At 46.2% G+C, this 17,802-nt stretch carries 19 protein-coding genes; 12 read left to right on the forward strand and 7 right to left on the reverse strand.

The features are described from left to right. Positions 1 to 3: 3 nt before the first annotated feature. Complete coding sequence (locus tag AZI86_RS04235; RefSeq protein WP_061833840.1) at positions 4 to 1,017, forward strand: AIR synthase related protein; 1,014 nt, start codon at positions 4 to 6, stop codon at positions 1,015 to 1,017. Here AZI86_RS04235 and AZI86_RS04240 read toward each other — a convergent pair. Then, complete coding sequence (locus tag AZI86_RS04240; protein WP_216635886.1) at positions 1,014 to 2,927, reverse strand: hypothetical protein; 1,914 nt, start codon at positions 2,925 to 2,927, stop codon at positions 1,014 to 1,016. The two genes, AZI86_RS04235 and AZI86_RS04240, sit on opposite strands and share 4 nt — an antisense overlap. Positions 2,928 to 3,113: 186 nt before the next feature. On the opposite strand from AZI86_RS04240, the gene AZI86_RS04245 reads away from it, so the two are divergent. Beyond that, complete coding sequence (locus AZI86_RS04245; protein WP_061833842.1) at positions 3,114 to 4,151, forward strand: hypothetical protein; 1,038 nt, start codon at positions 3,114 to 3,116, stop codon at positions 4,149 to 4,151. Positions 4,152 to 4,248: 97 nt separating this feature from the next. Here AZI86_RS04245 and AZI86_RS04250 read toward each other — a convergent pair whose 3' ends face one another. Beyond that, entirely contained in the window at positions 4,249 to 4,500 is a 252-nt protein-coding gene (locus AZI86_RS04250; protein WP_061833843.1) for a hypothetical protein, read from the reverse strand. 233 nt (positions 4,501 to 4,733) lie between these two features. Between AZI86_RS04250 and AZI86_RS04255 the strand changes: the two genes are divergently transcribed. Next, complete coding sequence (locus AZI86_RS04255) at positions 4,734 to 4,928, forward strand: hypothetical protein (RefSeq protein ID WP_061833844.1); 195 nt, start codon at positions 4,734 to 4,736, stop codon at positions 4,926 to 4,928. Positions 4,929 to 4,941: 13 nt separating this feature from the next. Further along, complete coding sequence (gene hmgA, locus AZI86_RS04260; protein WP_061833845.1) at positions 4,942 to 6,228, forward strand: homogentisate 1,2-dioxygenase; 1,287 nt, start codon at positions 4,942 to 4,944, stop codon at positions 6,226 to 6,228. Here the strand turns inward: hmgA and AZI86_RS04265 are convergent. Continuing rightward, positions 6,225 to 6,629: a response regulator gene (locus AZI86_RS04265; RefSeq protein WP_061833846.1), complete on the reverse strand. Its 405-nt coding sequence runs from the start codon at positions 6,627 to 6,629 to the stop codon at positions 6,225 to 6,227. The two genes, hmgA and AZI86_RS04265, sit on opposite strands and share 4 nt — an antisense overlap. A gap of 216 nt (positions 6,630 to 6,845) precedes the next feature. On the opposite strand from AZI86_RS04265, the gene AZI86_RS04270 reads away from it, so the two are divergent. The 4 genes from AZI86_RS04270 (at position 6,846) to AZI86_RS04285 (ending at position 10,562) form a co-directional block, all read left to right on the forward strand. Then, positions 6,846 to 7,697 (forward strand): YihY/virulence factor BrkB family protein, encoded by an 852-nt coding sequence (locus tag AZI86_RS04270; protein ID WP_157684621.1) that lies wholly within the window; start codon positions 6,846 to 6,848, stop codon positions 7,695 to 7,697. A gap of 48 nt (positions 7,698 to 7,745) precedes the next feature. Next, positions 7,746 to 8,693 carry a prolyl aminopeptidase gene (gene pip, locus AZI86_RS04275; protein ID WP_061833848.1) on the forward strand — a complete coding sequence of 316 codons (948 nt, stop codon included), beginning with the start codon at positions 7,746 to 7,748 and terminating at the stop codon, positions 8,691 to 8,693. Positions 8,694 to 8,809: 116 nt separating this feature from the next. Further along, entirely contained in the window at positions 8,810 to 9,640 is an 831-nt protein-coding gene (locus AZI86_RS04280; RefSeq protein ID WP_157684622.1) for a S1 family peptidase, read from the forward strand. Between the two features lie 79 nt (positions 9,641 to 9,719). Next, the gene (locus AZI86_RS04285; RefSeq protein ID WP_061833850.1) at positions 9,720 to 10,562 is read left to right on the forward strand and encodes a S1 family peptidase; all 843 of its coding nucleotides are present in this window, start codon (positions 9,720 to 9,722) and stop codon (positions 10,560 to 10,562) included. On the opposite strand, the gene AZI86_RS04290 is transcribed toward AZI86_RS04285, so the two are convergent. From AZI86_RS04290 to AZI86_RS04300, 3 genes are read right to left on the reverse strand one after another with little or no spacing between them, the layout of a single operon-like run. After that, on the reverse strand, positions 10,551 to 11,306 hold the full coding sequence (locus AZI86_RS04290) for an alpha/beta fold hydrolase (RefSeq protein ID WP_253715709.1): 756 nt from the start codon (positions 11,304 to 11,306) through the stop codon (positions 10,551 to 10,553). The two genes, AZI86_RS04285 and AZI86_RS04290, sit on opposite strands and share 12 nt — an antisense overlap. Further along, positions 11,294 to 12,865: a 2-succinyl-5-enolpyruvyl-6-hydroxy-3-cyclohexene-1-carboxylic-acid synthase gene (menD, locus tag AZI86_RS04295; protein ID WP_061835050.1), complete on the reverse strand. Its 1,572-nt coding sequence runs from the start codon at positions 12,863 to 12,865 to the stop codon at positions 11,294 to 11,296. Before menD ends, AZI86_RS04290 begins: the two co-directional genes overlap by 13 nt. After that, positions 12,862 to 13,704 carry a chorismate-binding protein gene (locus AZI86_RS04300; protein ID WP_253715712.1) on the reverse strand — a complete coding sequence of 281 codons (843 nt, stop codon included), beginning with the start codon at positions 13,702 to 13,704 and terminating at the stop codon, positions 12,862 to 12,864. Before AZI86_RS04300 ends, menD begins: the two co-directional genes overlap by 4 nt. Before the next feature lie 261 nt (positions 13,705 to 13,965). On the opposite strand from AZI86_RS04300, the gene aroF reads away from it, so the two are divergent. The 3 genes from aroF to AZI86_RS04315 all read left to right on the forward strand — a co-directional run bounded on the left by aroF (position 13,966) and on the right by AZI86_RS04315 (position 16,761). Next, on the forward strand, positions 13,966 to 14,817 hold the full coding sequence (gene aroF, locus AZI86_RS04305) for a 3-deoxy-7-phosphoheptulonate synthase (protein WP_061833851.1): 852 nt from the start codon (positions 13,966 to 13,968) through the stop codon (positions 14,815 to 14,817). Continuing rightward, positions 14,807 to 15,529, forward strand: a complete 723-nt coding sequence (gene ubiE / locus AZI86_RS04310; protein ID WP_061833852.1) for a bifunctional demethylmenaquinone methyltransferase/2-methoxy-6-polyprenyl-1,4-benzoquinol methylase UbiE — start codon at positions 14,807 to 14,809, stop codon at positions 15,527 to 15,529. The genes aroF and ubiE overlap by 11 nt, the downstream gene beginning before the upstream one ends. Before the next feature lie 89 nt (positions 15,530 to 15,618). Continuing rightward, a complete protein-coding gene (locus AZI86_RS04315) occupies positions 15,619 to 16,761 on the forward strand; it encodes an MBL fold metallo-hydrolase (RefSeq protein WP_061833853.1) in 1,143 nt (380 codons plus the stop codon). Positions 16,762 to 16,768: 7 nt separating this feature from the next. Here AZI86_RS04315 and AZI86_RS04320 read toward each other — a convergent pair whose 3' ends face one another. Continuing rightward, positions 16,769 to 17,374, reverse strand: a complete 606-nt coding sequence (locus tag AZI86_RS04320) for a hypothetical protein (RefSeq protein WP_061833854.1) — start codon at positions 17,372 to 17,374, stop codon at positions 16,769 to 16,771. A 145-nt stretch (positions 17,375 to 17,519) separates the two neighbouring features. On the opposite strand from AZI86_RS04320, the gene AZI86_RS04325 reads away from it, so the two are divergent. Next, positions 17,520 to 17,780: a hypothetical protein gene (locus AZI86_RS04325; RefSeq protein ID WP_061833855.1), complete on the forward strand. Its 261-nt coding sequence runs from the start codon at positions 17,520 to 17,522 to the stop codon at positions 17,778 to 17,780. Positions 17,781 to 17,802: the final 22 nt, after the last annotated feature.

Consider the following 17,802-nt stretch of genomic DNA (forward strand, 5'->3'; position numbering starts at 1 on the left):
CACATGGCACAAATCAGAGAATTAACGGAACTAAAAAAGGTCCTGGGATCTCAATTCAAATCCGCAAAACAAACCAATGGTCTTTTTGAATCCGACTGTGAAATCGTCAAGCTCGCCGCTAAAAGTTTTCTGGTCACCTCGATAGATTCCCTTGGAGAGGAAATCACCATCGGTCTATATAAAGAATTAAAAACATGGGCTTGGATGACCGTCATGAGTTCCGTTTCAGATCTCGCGGCCAGCGGAGCTTCACCGATCGGTATAACACTTTCCACACAGTGGGCTTTTGCGACATCAAAAGACATACAAAAGAAATTCTTCGCTGAAATAAAAAAGGCCTGCGTGAAATCGCAAGTCCCACTTTTAGGTGGGGATTCAGGGTACGCCAAGGATCATGTCTTTACGTCATCTATTTTAGGACAAAGTACGACCCCACCTCTTACCAGAATTGGCGCTAAGGCCGGTGATTATTTAGTTTTAGCTCACGGTAAAAATACCGGCGTGGGACCAGCCCTGGCCTATCGCTATCTTTTAAATTTACCCGACAGTGCTTTGCCAGAAAAAATCTTTAGACCCCATCCTTCTTGGCAGCTGACCCAAAATCTTCGCCCGCTGCTTTCAGCCGCGATTGATACGAGCGACGGCTTAGGACCTTGCATGTATATTTTGGCTTTGCTGAATGATTTAGGGTTTGAATTGCAATGGCAAGAAGGCATTCATCACCGTCACGCCCTGCAGTTTTGCCAAGAACGCAAGATATCCCCGGTCATGTTATGGCTAGGCGATCAAGGGGACTTTCAATCGTTGTATGTAGTGCCACAAAAGAATATTTCAAAACTGCCAAAAAAAGGCTTAAGCATTCTGGGGCAGTTTCAAAAAAAGAAAAGCTATAATCTAAGATACCAGAACCATAACATCGCGTTGCCATTCGCCGACATCGCCAACTGTGGTCGCGATGTCGATTCTTACGCACGCCTTTTTGATTCTAACGTTAAATACTTAAATCGTTATCTTTAAGGGCTGGCTTTACAGCCCTTAAAATTCCAATGCCCTTTGGGAGAATTGGGACTAGCGAATTTATTTAAAAAATCCGCCGCGTCTTCCGCCGTCCAGGCCCCACGGAATTTCTCAAAATAAGTCATCATATTGCTTGCCGAAGCCACAATGAGTGGTGAAACGCTAGAGCTTGTGGATCCCGGGACACTGACTTTAAATTGCAATTGATTAGAACCCGCCGCTTTAAAGATTTGGATTCCCGCGATAGGCTGATCTTGCAACTGCAAATTGGGGAATTGGCATTGCACGCGAGCTCGCGCAAAACTTAAAGACTGATTCCATGGAATGGCACTGATGTTCAGGGATTGATTTACAGAAAGATTAGTCGCTTGCACGATATCTTGATTGCCCGAACCAGAATCACGTAAACGCAAGCTTGCCGTTAAAGTTCCGCTGCCATTGGACAAAGCTTTTCGGTTTTGCACTAACAAAGAAACCGGAACAGACAGCTCCCCTTTTGCCGGGACGGTCAAGGTATCAATCACCACGGCTTCTCCTAATGGGATTACGGTGCCATCTGCCAACTTCACCAAAACATCTTCAGCCGGAATTGTTTTAGAATTCCAAGCAAATTGTAAATACAAAGGCTGATACCCACGAGCCCCAATATCACGAGCGCCCACATTTTTAATTTTATAGTTAACAACAGAACTAGAAACTTCAAAATTTCCAGATAAACTCGAGCTAGTCGCGCTTAAAGACACCGGCCACCCGATAGCCATGCCGCTTTCTAATTCCCGACTCCAACCGATACTATTAATAGAGATACGTCCTTTAGCCGTTCCCTTTTGCCCAAACAGCTCACGCTTCATCGGAACCTGTAAAGGCAACGCGCCTTTTTTGAAATTCAGAACTTGTTTTCCGCCCGCCGCGATTTCACTGACACGCGCCTTCAAAGTGGTTGGCGAATACAAGGTTTCACTGTTGGAAAAATCCAACTGAATAATTTGACCGGCAGGACTTGGCATCACTCCTTTATTAGATACTTCTAAAGAAGTCAGATACACGCGTTCACCCGGCTCTAAAATTCCATTTTCATTATCATCTGTAAATACCGCCGAAGTGATTTCTAATTTAAATCTATTTTTATAAGACACAACTCCAGCACTGCTTTCTGTATTAAAGCTCCAAGATCCGGAACCGCCACTGCTGCCGTTACGTCCGTCACTTCCACTGTACCCATCACTCCCACTTCTGCCATCACGTCCGCGATTTCCATCTCGACCGTCGGGCCCCCATACCGGCTTCCCTTCTGCATCTTTACACGTATTGCGGCCACCACGTCCGCCATCAGCTCCGCGACCGCCTTGGCCACCACGACCGCCGCGACCGCCAGAACCTCCATAGGCTCCTGATCCGCCGCTAACATCTATACTTACTAATAACATCAACTCACTTTGATCGGCAGAAGTTGTGATCGCAACACGACCGCCATTTCCACCGTCACCACCCGATCCACCATCAGTGCCGTTAGTACCGTTTTCACCATCAGATCCATCATCGCCATCGCGGCCATCGGATGGAGGACATCCGTCAGAACCACTCGATCCACTCCAAAATCCGCTTCGCCCGTCTGACCCATCGCGGCCAGAATTTCCGTCTAAACCACGTGCGCCATCGCCGCCAACCGCATACACGTTGATGCTTTTTATATCTTTAATTGGAAGAACAACGTCTTTAAATTTTTCTCCCCAAGTGGTGCCAAAAATTCTTACCGACGTCTTTGTTTCATCGGTGTAAGCAAGTTTCACGTCCGCGCGACCCGCACTGGAGCCATCTTGACCATAAGAATTCGCATCCGATCCCGAAACACTGATGTAGACGGTTCCATCTGACACCGAAACTCTTGCTTGTGCAAAATTCGATATCATTATGCCACCACTTAAAATCGCAGACAGAAAAAATATTTTCACTTCATCCTCCGAAAAATAAAATTCAAAAACTCGCGAAGCTTCTAACTGCTCTTTTTGAATTCTACAAATACTTTTTTTTCGTTTGCATATGTTGAACGTCTCATCTAATTTGCGCGCGAGTTTAAAAAACGAAAGAGGATGATTATGCGTTTTCAATTTCTTTGCATGACGATACTAACAACATTGGTTTCATTTTCCGCTTTAGCCGCGACAACAAATTTGAACGTCGCCATCGGCACAAGCGTTCCCAATGATCCAGCAATACCAACTTATAATTTCACCACCGTTCCAAGTCGCTCTGGTGGTGGAGAGAAATTCACTCTGAAATTTGCTTCGGCAAAAAATATTACTTCGATCAAACTTTCTGGTTTTTCTATCGGGCGCGCCGGAAAGGTTTTGGTTCGCAACGTGACAGCGATATCTGGCGCAGCTACGACAACGATTCCGGAACTATTTCAATTTAAAAAAATGACAGTCGGAAATGCGCAAAACTATAAAGACTTAGTCATGTTGGTGGACTCTTCTTATGTAGAAGTCACGCCCAACCAAGTTTTCTCACAGATTGAATTTTTACTTGAAGGCTACACCAATGATGATGCTTCATTATTAATTGAAATCGCCAGCACCGATTCTTTAACCGAAGATCAATTTATGTTCACACGCGGCGGCTCATCCCAAAGCTTGGGTGCTTTGATTGATGAATCTAAGTTTGCGAAATTTTCGCCAGACACTTTGGCGAAACTGATGCGCCAAGGAAAACAAGTCCAAGCCGCAGATCTTGAAGGTAAAAATTTTGTTTGCTCTAGCTATACCAAACTCGACAACGCGCAAATCAATTTAAAAAGACGTGCTTATCAAGTAAACGCCAAAGGTGTGTTGCAATCACAAAGCGATCTTGAAGGAACGATGGTGTGGCAGCCGAACTCTGCTGGCATGGTCAGCGTGATTGCCAACCAAAATGGGTGCGGTACTTATACAAGTTATAACGTTATTCGCAAAACCGCGTCTGGAAACTTAATCGCAGAGGTGAACTTAAACTTAGAAGATTACGTAAAACTTTGTGCCAGTGCGGGCTATGATGCTGACGGAACACGTGCCGTTGAATTGAATTCCACATTCGCCTCTGTGATCGACCCAGCTTTTGTGGTTAATAACTATGAATTCTGTCAGATCGCTAATTAAGTCATTGAAACGGGCTTTCAGAAATAAAAAACCCACGGGATTTTTCCGTGGGTTTTTGTTTTTTAAAAGCTTTAAGGACCAAACCTGGCGGTTTGTCTTATTTGCAGTTGTTTTCGATTTTATCAGCTACGTTTAAGTAACGAGCTTGAAGAGCTTCGTATTGATCCATGTAAAGATCCAAAGCATCTTGGTTGAACGAAGAATTGATTTTTTCAGAAAGATATTCCATTTGCGCTGCCAATTTAGCTTTTTGCTCTAGCAATTGACCGCAAGAATAGGGGTAAGCAGCAGAAGCTTGAGTTGAAGCAAAACCGATAACTAGGGACAAAGCCAATACAAGACTTTTCATGAAATTCTCCTTTTCAAGTTGATTAAGAATGGCCGCACCCTAACGGCTGCCGACCCTAAACGCAACGCATTGAAACCCTTGCGATAATTTTTACAAGCTCTCCATAAACCCGCCTGGGAGGTGGATTTTCAAGGGTCCAGTTTCATTTTCATCGGCCTTTCAGTTTGTGAGAACTGGTTTCAATTATTAGCTAAATCCCCCTCCTCTCCGTATGCTTTTTAAAGGGGGTACGTATGCGCCTAGTTCACTTGATTTCCGGAAAAGAAAACTCAAGTTTTTGGCTTTCAGAGGCGGGAATTCGCCTGCTCCATTTGATCTATGCCCACCCTCCAAAAACCTCGATGGAGTGGTCTCGCCTTTGTTGCAAAGCAGGTGTTTGCCCCGTCATCCTTGCGCGCTCCGGATTGACATACAAAGCGGCAAGCTGATTATCTTTTGGGTATGAACACATCATACCTATCTGGATTCGGAAATCATTTCTCTACAGAGGCGCGCCCGGGTGCGCTTCCTGAAGATCAAAACTCACCCCAAGTTGCTCCTTTAGGACTGTACGCGGAACAGCTGAGCGGTTCGGCTTTTACGGCGCCTCGACATACCAACTTGTATTCATGGCTTTACCGTATTCGTCCTTCGGTCATGCATAAAGCATTTAAGCCGTTAAAAGCTTTAACGGAAAAAACCTTCATGAAGCCCGAGCACATCAATCCCAATCAAATGCGGTGGAACGCGCCAAAAGCTTTAACTGGCAACTTCATAGAGGGCCTTCGCACCGTTTGCGGGACCGGTTTAGGCCATGAACAGCGGGGGTTACAAGTTCACCTGTATTCCTTCAATCAAGGAATGAAAAACCAATTCATGATGAATGCTGACGGAGATTTTCTTTTCGTTATTCAAAGTGGAAATGTGCAAATCAAAACCGAGCTTGGCACTATTCAAGCCGAGCCAGGCGAGATCGTTTTAGTTCCGCGCGGAATGAAATTTCAAGTCAATCCACTTGATCCAGGAACGGCATGCACGGGCTATGTCGGTGAAAACTTCGGCGCCCCTTTCCGTTTACCAGAACTCGGGCCTATTGGTGCTAATGGCTTAGCTCACCGTCGTCACTTCTTAACGCCGGTCGCGGCTTTTGAAGACCTCGAAGGTAAATTTGAATTGATCGGCAAATTCAATGGCGCTTTGTGGATGGCAGAAATGGGCCATTCGCCGTTAGATGTGGTCGCGTGGCACGGGAACTACGTTCCATTTAAATATGATCTTAGAAAATTTAATACCATCAACACCGTCAGTTTTGATCATCCAGATCCTTCGATCTTTACCGTCTTAACTTCTCCAACGGACACCCCGGGGGTTGCGAACGTTGACTTCGCGATCTTCCCGCCACGTTGGATGGTGGCTGAACACACCTTCCGCCCCCCGTACTTTCATCGCAATTGCATGAGTGAGTACATGGGATTGATCTATGGAGTGTATGACGCCAAAACTGCAGGCGGCTTTGTGCCTGGTGGTGGCAGCTTGCATAACTTTTATTCTGCCCATGGACCCGATGCAGATTCATTCGAAAAGGCGAGCTTCACCGACTTAAAGCCACATAAAATCGAAGACACTATGGCCTTTATGTTCGAATCAAGAACCGCCTATATGTTAACCGACTACGCGATGGAAAAAGGCTTTCTGCAAGAAGACTATCAAGACTGCTGGCAGGGATTTAAAAAACATTTCAAAGGTTAGTTTGACCCAATAGAAGGTGGGGATTTCTCCCCACCTATCAAGCGCCATAAAACACCGGCATTTCTTAAAATAACCTCTGTCGCTTTTTTTTGTTCTGTCGGACTCAAATCCCCTTCTCGCAAAAGCTCCGCAAAACCGATCACCGAACTTAATGGCTCACGAAAATGTGGCAACGGTTGCGTAGGATGAGTTAAACGCAAAAAAACATCCACCTTGCCTTTAAGCCTTTGTAAATCGCTAGAGATAGAAAAAGCGACCGAAAAGCGCTGAGTGCGCAACGATCGCAAAGCTTCTTCTTCACTCCGAACTGAGTGAATTTCGACGTCTTCGCTCGCAATATATTCAGATAAAAATTCAAGATTATCGGGATCATCATCGACAATCAGCACACGGGTTTTCATTTGTACGCCCTCATCTGTTCCAAGGTCCTAAGATCGAGCGTACGTGCTGAAGAATGATCTTTTAAATTTAAAGTTGCCGACGAATTAACACCAAAAATCTCTTCCCCGCAAGGAAAGATCTAGTTCGGGCGTATTTTGGATCCCGTGTATTGTATATCACCATTTAAAACGGTTTAACGATGCTCGAGCCACACGGAGATGTTAAATTTTTACCTTATGAAGGACTTACTCCCCCGGCTGACCAGCCAAGAATTCATCGACAAGTTAGAGAAAGATAAAGTGTTCGATTTGTCGGCGTCACTGGCTTATTACACCGCACTTTCCGTAGCACCTCTGTTAGTTCTAACTTTGGCTTCAGTGGCCCTCTTGGGTGACGGCTTAAAGTCCGAACTGATCCAACAGGTCCATGCCTTGATTGGTGGTCAAGCGGCTGAAACCATCACCTCTATTGCCGTAAATGCCGATATTTCTCCGCACATCAGTGGCTGGGCGGGAATCATGGGATTAGGAACTTTGTTTTTTTCTGCCGGAGCTATCTTTGGTCAACTAAGAACATCTTTAAATACAATTTTTGAAAGTGCCAATACCCCAGACGATAAAGAGCTCTCATGGCTTCTCGCCTCTTGGGATTTTTTAAAACAAAAGATCTTTAATATGGGGATGGTCTTAAGCTTCGTTTTCATCTCTTTAGTGTCGTTATTAATTTCGTCGCTGATCTCGCTTTTATTAAGAGGACCGGCGGCCATCTTGGGGCAATTTGCAAACTTGATTTCTTCGCAGATCGTCTTCAGTCTGCTGTTTGCGGGCATATATTATTTCCTGCCCCAAAAGAAAATTTCTAAACGGATCGCCCTTGTGGCGGGCGCCTTCACCGCGTTGTTTTTTTCTATCGGGAAAAGCCTGATCGGATTTTATCTAGGCAAAAGTGCGATCGTTTCACTGTGGGGTGCGGCCGGTTCGTTGATCATACTTTTAATGTGGGTTTATTATTCTTCACTGATTATTTTTCTAAGTGCTGAAGTGGCAAATGAATTAAATAAGCTGCATCAATCCTCGCGCCCACTTTGACTTCGCCTGCTAGATAAGCGAAAGTTTTTAGATCTGTGAGGTCATCTTATGAGAGATTTTTATCCCCCGATTGAGCCCATCAACAAAGGCTTTTTAAAAGTATCTGACATACACAATTTGTACTGGGAGGAATGCGGCAATCCGCAAGGCCAACCCGTCGTATTTTTGCACGGCGGCCCCGGTGGAGGCATCGGACCTGATCTGCGCCGTTTTTTTGATCCCAAAGCTTATCGCATTATTCTTTTTGACCAGCGTGGCTCAGGCTCCTCTACGCCCAATGCCGAACTGAAAGACAACACCACATGGGATCTGATTAAGGACATAGAAACTTTGCGTGAAATGTTTAAGATCGACACATGGGTGGTGTTCGGGGGCAGCTGGGGATCAACGCTGGCTTTGGCGTATGCGATCACTCACCCCGACAGAGTTAAAGGCCTGATCTTACGGGGCATCTTTTTATGCCGCCCTTCTGAAATTAAGTGGTTCTATCAAGAAGGAGCTTCGCAAATCTTTCCGGATGTTTGGGATGAGTACCTTAAACCCATTCCTCCTAATGAACGTCACGACATGGTCACGGCTTATTATAAACGCCTGACCGACCCGAGTGCGGAGGTGCGCCTCACCGCCGCCAAGGCCTGGAGCAAATGGGAGGCCGCCACCTCAAGACTTTTCGTTTCCCCAGAAGCGATTGACGAATTTGATGATCCAGAGTTTGCATTAAGCTTTGCCCGTATTGAGTGTCATTACTTTACCAACAATGCCTTTTTTAAAACCGATAACTGGCTTTTAGAAAACGTTGATAAAATCCGCCACATCCCAGGGGTGATCGTGCAAGGCCGCTACGATGTGGTCTGCCCGGCAAGATCAGCCTGGGATTTACATAAGGCCTGGCCCGAGGCAAAATTTACATTTATCGCCGATGCTGGCCATGCAGCAGCCGAACCGGGAACAAAGTCAGCATTAATTGAAGCGACAGATGCTTTTAGGAATCTGTAAAATTTCTCTGTGAATAGGGGGATCCAAAGTATCCCCTTGTCAAAGCCCCCCAAAGTGCGGTTTATTATACCTACCGCGTTGCATCATATTTGTGGCGCGAAAATCCGGGGGGATTTTTGGTTCGTTCCCAGCTGCTCTTTTCTTCGCTAGTTGCTAGTACATTCCTGGTAGGGTGTACGCCCTCTGCTCCTCAAAATTCACTCAATACCCTAGAAGCCACAGGCATCATCGGTGGCGAAGAAGTCGCGGCCGTCGACAAGCTTCCTAATAGTATCGTCGCCGTTTACGACAGCGTCGAAGGACAGCTTTGTACCGGCACATTGATCAATAAAAACGTGGTTTTAACCGCCGCTCACTGTGTCGGCCAAGAGATCAATAAAATGTATGTCTTCTTTGGCAAAAACCTTCAAGTTGACGGGGTTTACGTTCGAATTGATAAAGCCGAGATTTCGCCTTACTGGAATGCCTCGACCGATAAAGACATGGGCGACCTAGCTCTTTTGCATTTCCAAGGTCCATTGCCTGCTTCTTTCAAGCCCGCGACGATGTTACCGACAAACATGGCCGACGTCCTTCAAAATGGCACAAACGTGGTCGTTGCCGGTTATGGCGTCACGGACGCTGAAATTCAGCAAGCCCCTTCCGCTCTTCGTAAAACGAAGGTGACAATTGCAGACGCTAAGTTCGCGGATTCTGAAATAACAATCGATCAAAGCAATGGGAAAGGGGTTTGCCATGGCGATTCTGGCGGACCGGCTTTTATCGACATTGACGGTACCTACTATCTTTGGGGTATCACGTCACGAGGAGTAAATGATACTTCCCGCACTTGCAAAACCACGGCGGCTTTAACCAGCATTCCGTACTACCGATCTTGGATCAATCGCATGAACGCGAAGCTTTCATCATCATTGATCAACTTTATCTGGCGCAGCCAAGCCCAATAGAAGTTTTTCAAAAATGCACGGGTTGCTATTCAAATAGCAGCCCATTTGTTATCTCCGAACCCTATCGCAATGGGGACTCATGAAGACGAATTTGTACGTTCTTTCATTCATCGTTTTATGCCTGACCGCTTGCGGGAATTCTCACCATAATGAAAACCTCGAAAATATAAACGAGGCCATCATTGGCGGCCAAGAAACCCCGAAAGATCACTTAGCATCTCGTTATCTGGCTTTAATTTATGATAAGGCGACGGACAATTACTGTACGGCGATGCTGATCCGAAAAAATATTCTTTTAACAGCTGGTCATTGTATCAAATCTTCTGCCGATCAAATCACCGTGGCTTTTGGCAATCGCCCCTTAGCTGGTGATTACGTCATCCGCCGAGCTGATAAAGTTTTAGTTCATCCCGATTACAAAAATCACAATGTGAATCGCAATGACCTGGCCTTGGTTCTTATCAAAGACTCCGCCCCCGAGGGTTATGAGCCTTTAGCTATTCCGGAAGAGTCCTTTGTCGTTGAACCCGGCATGATATTCACCGCTGCTGGTTACGGACGCATTACCGGGGTTACCGACCCAACAGGCCGCGACACTCAAGGATCGGGTTTCTTACGCCACGTCGACCTGCAAATTGATGGCTTTTCTGAAGACGGCACCCAGTTTTATGTCGACCAAACCAACGGCAAAGGCATTTGCCATGGCGATTCTGGGGGGCCAGCGATGATGCGCTTTAAAGGGGAAGACTATGTCATCGGCATTGCCTCGGCGATTTCGTGGCTAGTCCCTGGGGAATTAAGCGATAAAGCTAAAAAAGAATATTTAGAAAAACAGAATGTCTGTGCGCATAAGTCGATTTACATCAGCGTGAAACAATATCGCGACTGGATCAACGACAGCATCAAGAACTTACTTAAGTAATTTATTAATACGCTCGCCCAGTCCCTTTGGATTATCCAAAGGCACACGGTGAGCGGCACCCATCACAACGTCCACTTGCAATTCCCGAATTTGATTTTTCAACTGTTCCGTCAGCGCCATAAACTTTTCGTCTGTTTCGCCCACCAACCAATGAATTTTTTGAACGTATTTTGCAATCACCTCGCGCATATTGCGTTGTTGCGCCAAGGACCACTGGGTCAAAATAAGACTTAAAACTTCGCGGGAAAAATCTGTTTCTACTCGTGGCGGTTCAGCCGCCCCGCCTTTAAAAACGGGTTGAGAATTCCAATTTCTTAAAACAGTTTCCCAGGGTGATTTCGCAAATTCCTCGGCCCAATAAGCATCGGAAAGCCAACGCTTTTGACGCTCTTCAGATCGACCGATATCTTCATGCTGTGCATCTTCGATTCCGGGATTCGTCGAAATCAAAACGACCTTCTTCCACAGATCCGGTTTTTTTTCCAGAGCATGTAAAGCCAAGCGACCCCCTAAGGAATAACCTACCAAAATATTTTGCTTGGTGCCTCCGACAACTTTTTCAGTCCATTTGACAAAGTTTTCGGCCCACGTTTCAAAGCTGTTCTGCGGTCCTAATTGAGGATCTTTAAGATAATCCGGAGTGTAAATGTGCACGTCGCCGAAAGGCAAATAGGCCTTCACAAGCGCCCAATCTGAGGGACGCCCTAAGAAGCCATGCAGGAAAATGAGGTTCACTCTTTCCACAGCGATTCGTACTCCTTCCAAAACTCGTGGGTTTGCTGCGCATCGGGGATGAGCTCAATAATTTGCAAATCCGAAAGTTTTGATTCTTCAGGAATATTATGCCACTTTTCGTAGGACCAATTCCACATTTTCGCCCATGATTCGAAAGAAATCTGATGCTTGTTTATAAAGATTTCTTTGTTAAACATGCGCGAAAAGATTTGGCCTCCTCCATTGTTGATAACAACAATACGAAACTTTTTTGCGTCTAATTGAGAAGTCACCCAAAGTGACGAAAGATCATACATCGCTGTTAAATCCCCAACAAGACACCAATTTTCCGTCTCAGGATGGGCCCACCCCAAGAATGTTGAAAGCTGACCATCGATACCATTAGCTCCACGATTGGCAGCGACACGCACAGGGATTGCATCATGCGAAGAACTTGAATCCCATTCGCGGATCGGCAGCGAGTTCCCCAAGTACAAAGACCCACGGTGCATTTTTCTAGAAAGTGAAAAGATTAAACCCTGCTCACTTTGCGGATATTTGCGCAATAACGAACGAATGTGTTCGGCACGACTGGCGTCTTCAATATTCACTTTCACATTTTCACGATGATTGTAAGCGAACTCCACCTGGCTGAGTAAATCCAATGAATTACATTGCTGAGTCGAACGACTTAAACCAGAATAATGATTAAAGCTGACAGAAAAAACAGGAATTTCTTTGTATTTATCCTCAAGGTCGCGCCACACGCGCGCTGTCGGCACACCACCGATGCGCAAAATTGAATCGCAGGTTTTCGAGGCTAAAATTCGATGGATCATTTTTTCGCCTGAGCGAATTTCGATATCTTTAATATCCGGATGACCGCGTAAGCTTGAAATACCCTCGCAGTAAACCGGGGCTTTGTATTGTTTTAAAAACTCTAAGACAGTGCCGTAAGCTTTTTCCGGCAAGATCCCAACAATCACCAGCGGATTGTGAGAGTTCAGGAATTCTTCCATCTCTTTTAATGTGCCCAGTGGTAATTGTCCTGGCAAACGTGTTCTTTCCGAAATCGAAGGCACGTCGATTTTTGGAATAGGTCCGTCAATCAAAGGCTCTTCAAAACAGATATTCACATGAATGGGCTTTTTCCAAGATAAGGATTTAAACGAGATGTGCGAATTTTCCGCATCCACGTCCAGCGCCACTTCGTTATAGTAGGAAAAGATTCCGACTTGTTCGATGGTTTGCGGAGCACCCGTGCCACGATATTGCTTAGGGCGATCGGCGGTCACCATGATCAAAGGCAGTGAAGAATAAGTTCCTTCCACCGCCGCGGGTAAAAGCTCCGCCACCGCGGTCCCAGAAGTCGTAATGATGGCAACCGGACGACGCGTGCTCGCGATGCGACCTAAAGCAAAAAATGCCGCCGAACGTTCTTCAAAGAAAGAATAGACTTTTAAATTCTTGTTTTCATCTAAGACGTGAACCAAAGGACTATTGCGGGCACCGGCACAAAGAACAAATTCGCGCACACCGCTGTTAACTAACTCCTGAACGACCTTCCCGGCCAATTCCATATTTGTCATAAATTCAGTCCCAAAATCTTTCTGACCGACAGGCGCTTTTGATAAAGCTCCCGCCATTCCCGTTCTAAATCACTGGCCGCAACGATACCGCAACCACTTCCGATCATGCTTGAAGCTTTATTCCACTGTATATTTCTGATCCCGACAAGACACAGAGCCTCCTCTTTTGACAAGAACGCAAACGGCGCCCCATAACGAGCGCGTCCCTCCTGTCCCGGAAGTTCCTCCATCCACTTGTACCCATAGTTTCTTGGGGCCACGCCCAAGGCCGGCGTCGGGTGCAGGCTTTCGATCAAATTTGTAAAAGACGGTACCCTTTGGCAGTCCACGTTGATTTTCGTGAACAGATGAAAAAGTGTCGGCAGCTCTAAGATCTGCGGTCCTTCGGTTTTGATTTCTCCCAAAGGCTTTAAGACTGACTTGATATCTTCAAGTACCAAAAGATGCTCGTGCATTTCCTTTTCATCTTGTAGCAAGAACTCTCGATGAGTGGCGTCTTCTTTCGGGCACGTGCCTGCCAAGGCCATGGTTTTTAAAGTGCCTTTGCTATATTCAAACAAAGTTTCAGGGGTTGCCCCCAAGACTCCTTCGCCATTTTGCCAAAAGCCATAAACATACAAGCTAGGCGGAGCGTTTATGAGCGACAACAACATCTGCGCACGATGAACGGCCGTCACAGTCTGCGAAGTGCGCGCAAAAATCACCGGGACGGCTTTTTGAATTTCCCCTTTTTGGATCTTGCCTTGGATGATTTCCAGGTCGGTGGCAAAGTCTGATTTTTCAGGCTCTTGCCAATTCATAGAACCTAAGGACTCCGGAACAGGAGGGCTTTGAGACAAGTAATTCTCACATAGAGCCTTGACCTCATCGCCCCTCAGGGCATGGGTCTGCTGACCCCGCAAGAACCTTGCGGAGCCTAAGTCATAAAAATCCGGGCAAAGGATTGTAATTTCATCACTATTTGCGTCGGAAACCTGACGGAATGGGCCTTCAATAAGAATCCATTGGCCCCTATGGCGCAAGAGGGCTCCTGATTCCAAAAGGTTTGTAATGCCTGAGAGCGTTATGCTATTCTGCCGATCCACGTGAGAAGTCGTAATATGGAAACTCAAACTATGCAAACAACTCCCTCAACCCAAATCGTCAATGTGGGTGGTTACTCTATTGGCGGTCCTGAATTCACCGTTATCGCGGGCCCGTGCTCGATCGAAAGCCGCGAGCAATTTCTAGAAACTGCGATGGGAGTTAAAGCCTCTGGCGCGCACTTGTTGCGTGGTGGAATCTGGAAAATGCGAACGTCCTCAAAAGACTTCCAGGGCTTAGGAACTTCTTCTTTCGATATGATCAAAGACGTCTGCAAACAAACCGGCATGTCCTTGGTGTCTGAAGTCACGGACGCTCGCCAAATCGAACAAATTTATGACGTCGTTGAATGCTTCCAAGTCGGTTCCCGCAATATGCATAACTATGCTTTGCTTAAAGAACTTGGCATGCAGAAAAAACCAGTTCTGTTAAAACGCGGCTTTGCGGCATTGATCACCGAATGGGTGAAAGCAGCTGAATACGTGACTGTGGGTGGAAATCCAAACGTGATTCTTTGCGAACGTGGTATCCGTACTTTTGAAACATCGACTCGCAATACTCTAGACTTGAACGCGGTGGCTTTTGCTAAGAAAAATACTTCTTTGCCAGTCATCGTGGATCCTTCACATGCTGTGGGTATTCGCGCGTTGGTTCCGGATCTTGCTTACGCGGCAGCTGCTGTGGGTGCAGATGGTATCATCGTGGAAGTTCATCCTCGCCCGGCGGAAGCACTTTCGGATGGCATGCAGGCGCTGACTTTGAATGATTTTAAAGTCATGATGAACAAGCTGGATAGAATCCTAGATGCGATCGATCGTCCTTTACACACGCAATTGCAGTCTGAAGGTGCGGTGGTTTATGCAAACTAACGAACAAAAACATTCTCCAAATCCAGAAATCATCCGTTCGATGTTTTCTAAAGTGGCAAAAAACTATGACAAGGGTAACGACATCCTTTCCATGGGCATTCACCACTTGTGGCGCAAAAAACTAGTTAAATACAGCGGTGCTAAACCTGGAGATAAAGTTTTAGACTGCGCTACCGGCACCGGCGACCTGGCAATTGAGTTTAAAAAAACGGTCGGCACAAGTGGAGTGGTCATTGGCACAGACTTCTGTAAAGAAATGCTGATCCCGGCCCCAGGCAAAGCCGCTTCTCGCGGTTTAGATATTCAATTTGAACAAGCCGATGTGACTGACTTGAAATACCAAGACAACAGCTTTGATATTTCTTCGATTTCTTTTGGTATTCGCAATGTTGGGAACCCAGGCAAAGGCCTTTCTGAAATGGCACGTGTGACTCGTTCTGGCGGGACCGTGATGGTTTTAGAGTTTGGCCAAGTGGATTTCCCGGTATTTGGTCCGATCTATAACTTCTATTCTTTAAACATCCTGCCTAAGTTGGGCGGATGGGTGACTGGTCAAAAGGATGCTTACGAGTATCTGCAAAAATCTTCGGCCGCATTCCCATGCAAAAAGAAGTTTTTGAACATGATGAACGAGACCGGCGCTTTTTCTCACACCGAGTACATTTCACTGACCGGTGGCGTGGCTTACATCTACAAAGGTATTGTTAAGTAAGATCCTTAGGTCCCGCGTGCGGGGCTTAGGCCTTTTCGGCTTCCTCAATTCGCGATAGCATTTCATCTATCGTTTATGCGGGGTAAGAGATGGTTCGCGTTCTTAAAATCACAATCTTGCTTCTGCTTGTCCTTAGCTTAGGGATTATCGGAGGCCTGATGTTCGGCGCTTTTTCTTCGTTCGGCAGTTTACCTACTGACGAAAATTTTTCGACTTATAAATCATCTACTCAGTTTGACGCGGAAAAAGGAATTTTCGTCAATCGTCGCCCCACCATCTTGGAAGAGATGCGCAAGCGCACGATGAATTTTTCTTCCATCATTAAGTTTATTTTTAATAATACTCCGGATCGCGTGCCGACAGCCGAACTTCCTGCGGTGGCGCCTGACTTTGACACTTTCAAAGCGGCCTCTGACGACATCAAATTAATCTGGTTTGGACATTCTAGTATTTTGTTAAACCTTGATGGCAAGATGGTCTTGATTGATCCAGTTCTTTCCAGCAGCACAGGCCCTTTTGGATTTATGATGAAGCGCTTTCGTGCGACGGTCGCGGATCCCTCAACGCTGCCACCGATTGACGTGGTCGTGATTTCTCATGATCACTATGATCATCTGGACACCGACACCATCCGTGCTTTTAAAGAAACAAAAACGCAGTTCATGGTTCCATTGGGCGTGGGCGCGCATTTACATCGTTGGGGTATTCTTGCCGATCGCATTACCGAAATGGATTGGTGGGAAAGTAAAACGGTGGACGGTATTCAGTTCACAGCCACCCCGGCACAACATTTTTCAGGTCGCAGCTTAATGAATCAAACCAAAAGCCTTTGGGCGTCTTGGGTGGTGCAAAGTAAAAAGCATCGTCTTTATTTCAGTGGTGATTCAGGTTACGATGTACATTTTAAGGACATCGGCGATAAGCTGGGTCCCTTTGATATCGCCTTTATCGAAAACGGTCAATACAACGAAAAATGGCCCGAAGTGCACTTGCACCCTGCCGATTCTATTCAAGCCTATTTTGATCTGAGAGCAAAAAAATATTTCCCCATCCACTGGGGGATGTTCAGCCTCGCCATGCATGCGTGGCATGAACCGGTCGAAAAGCTTTCTGAAGAGGCCTTAAAGAAAAACATTCCGCTGATCACACCTGTCATGGGGGAAACCGTGACCGTGAATGATCAATATAAGCCCGTTTTTTGGTGGAAAGATTTGCTGAAAAAGGTTCCCTAAAGCGGGGTTAGAATTTCATCACTTGAGTGACGTACATCAACTCACAAGCTCCGGCTCCGCTGTCTTCGCGGGAGAGGGAGCTTTTCCATTCGCCGCCATCTTTACCACTGACCACCACTAGACTGCCGCGCAATTCGACGATCTGACCAATACGTAAAGAAAGCACTTGGTCTTTGATGTAATCATTGGCCGGGATGATATGGACATTGGCGCTATTTAGCATCATGTCTTTTTCGTTGATGGGCGGTTCCTGCCATCTTAAAAAATAAAACCGATGATCTTGGGAGACACTGAGTTGATCTAAAATGGCCGTGTCAGACATCGGTCCCCACCCCAAAGCCAAATCAATAGGGGAAACTTTAGCCCCGTGATCAAAACGATAACGCTGCTTCGACAAAACTCGCGCGCGGATTCGATATGTCGCGAGGGGCTCAACGACGGAATCGTTATATTTTATGGGCTTACGAGCTTCCGCCGGAATTAATTCTTGAGCCGGTGCTTCACCCACTAAGATTCCCGGGGCTTGTGTTATCGGCCAGTCTCTCCACACCATGATTGCGATCACGGGAACAAAAAGAATCGCAATGACTTTTTTAGGATCGACTTTATTCATAAATTTATTAGATCAGACTCTTTTACGATTTTCATGTTAAACTCTTCATCTTCTTCAATCTTTTTTACTATGAGGTGGCTGCCGGTTTACATGCTGCCAAGATTTTCGATCCAAGGGATAATCCCCCTTAACTTAAGGAGGATTTATGGCAACAACAACTTTAGGAAGCCCGGGGCAACACCGCAATCGATCTATGAATATGGTTTATTGGGGGATTGCCGTCGTCGTGGTTTTGGGACTGGTCGCTTATTTCATGATGAGATCTCCAATGACCACACCTACAGGAACACAAGACACGGTCAATACGGAAGCGCGTTCGGGTGAAATCGGCAGCTCCGGAGCCACCACTACGGGCGATGCCGACACGACAGTTCCGGCTCGCACCAATGACACTGATCAACGTTAAGAACTGCTTGCCCCCGCGTGGA

This window comes from Bdellovibrio bacteriovorus, assembly GCF_001592735.1.
Classification (GTDB): Bacteria; Bdellovibrionota; Bdellovibrionia; order Bdellovibrionales; family Bdellovibrionaceae; genus Bdellovibrio; species Bdellovibrio bacteriovorus_D.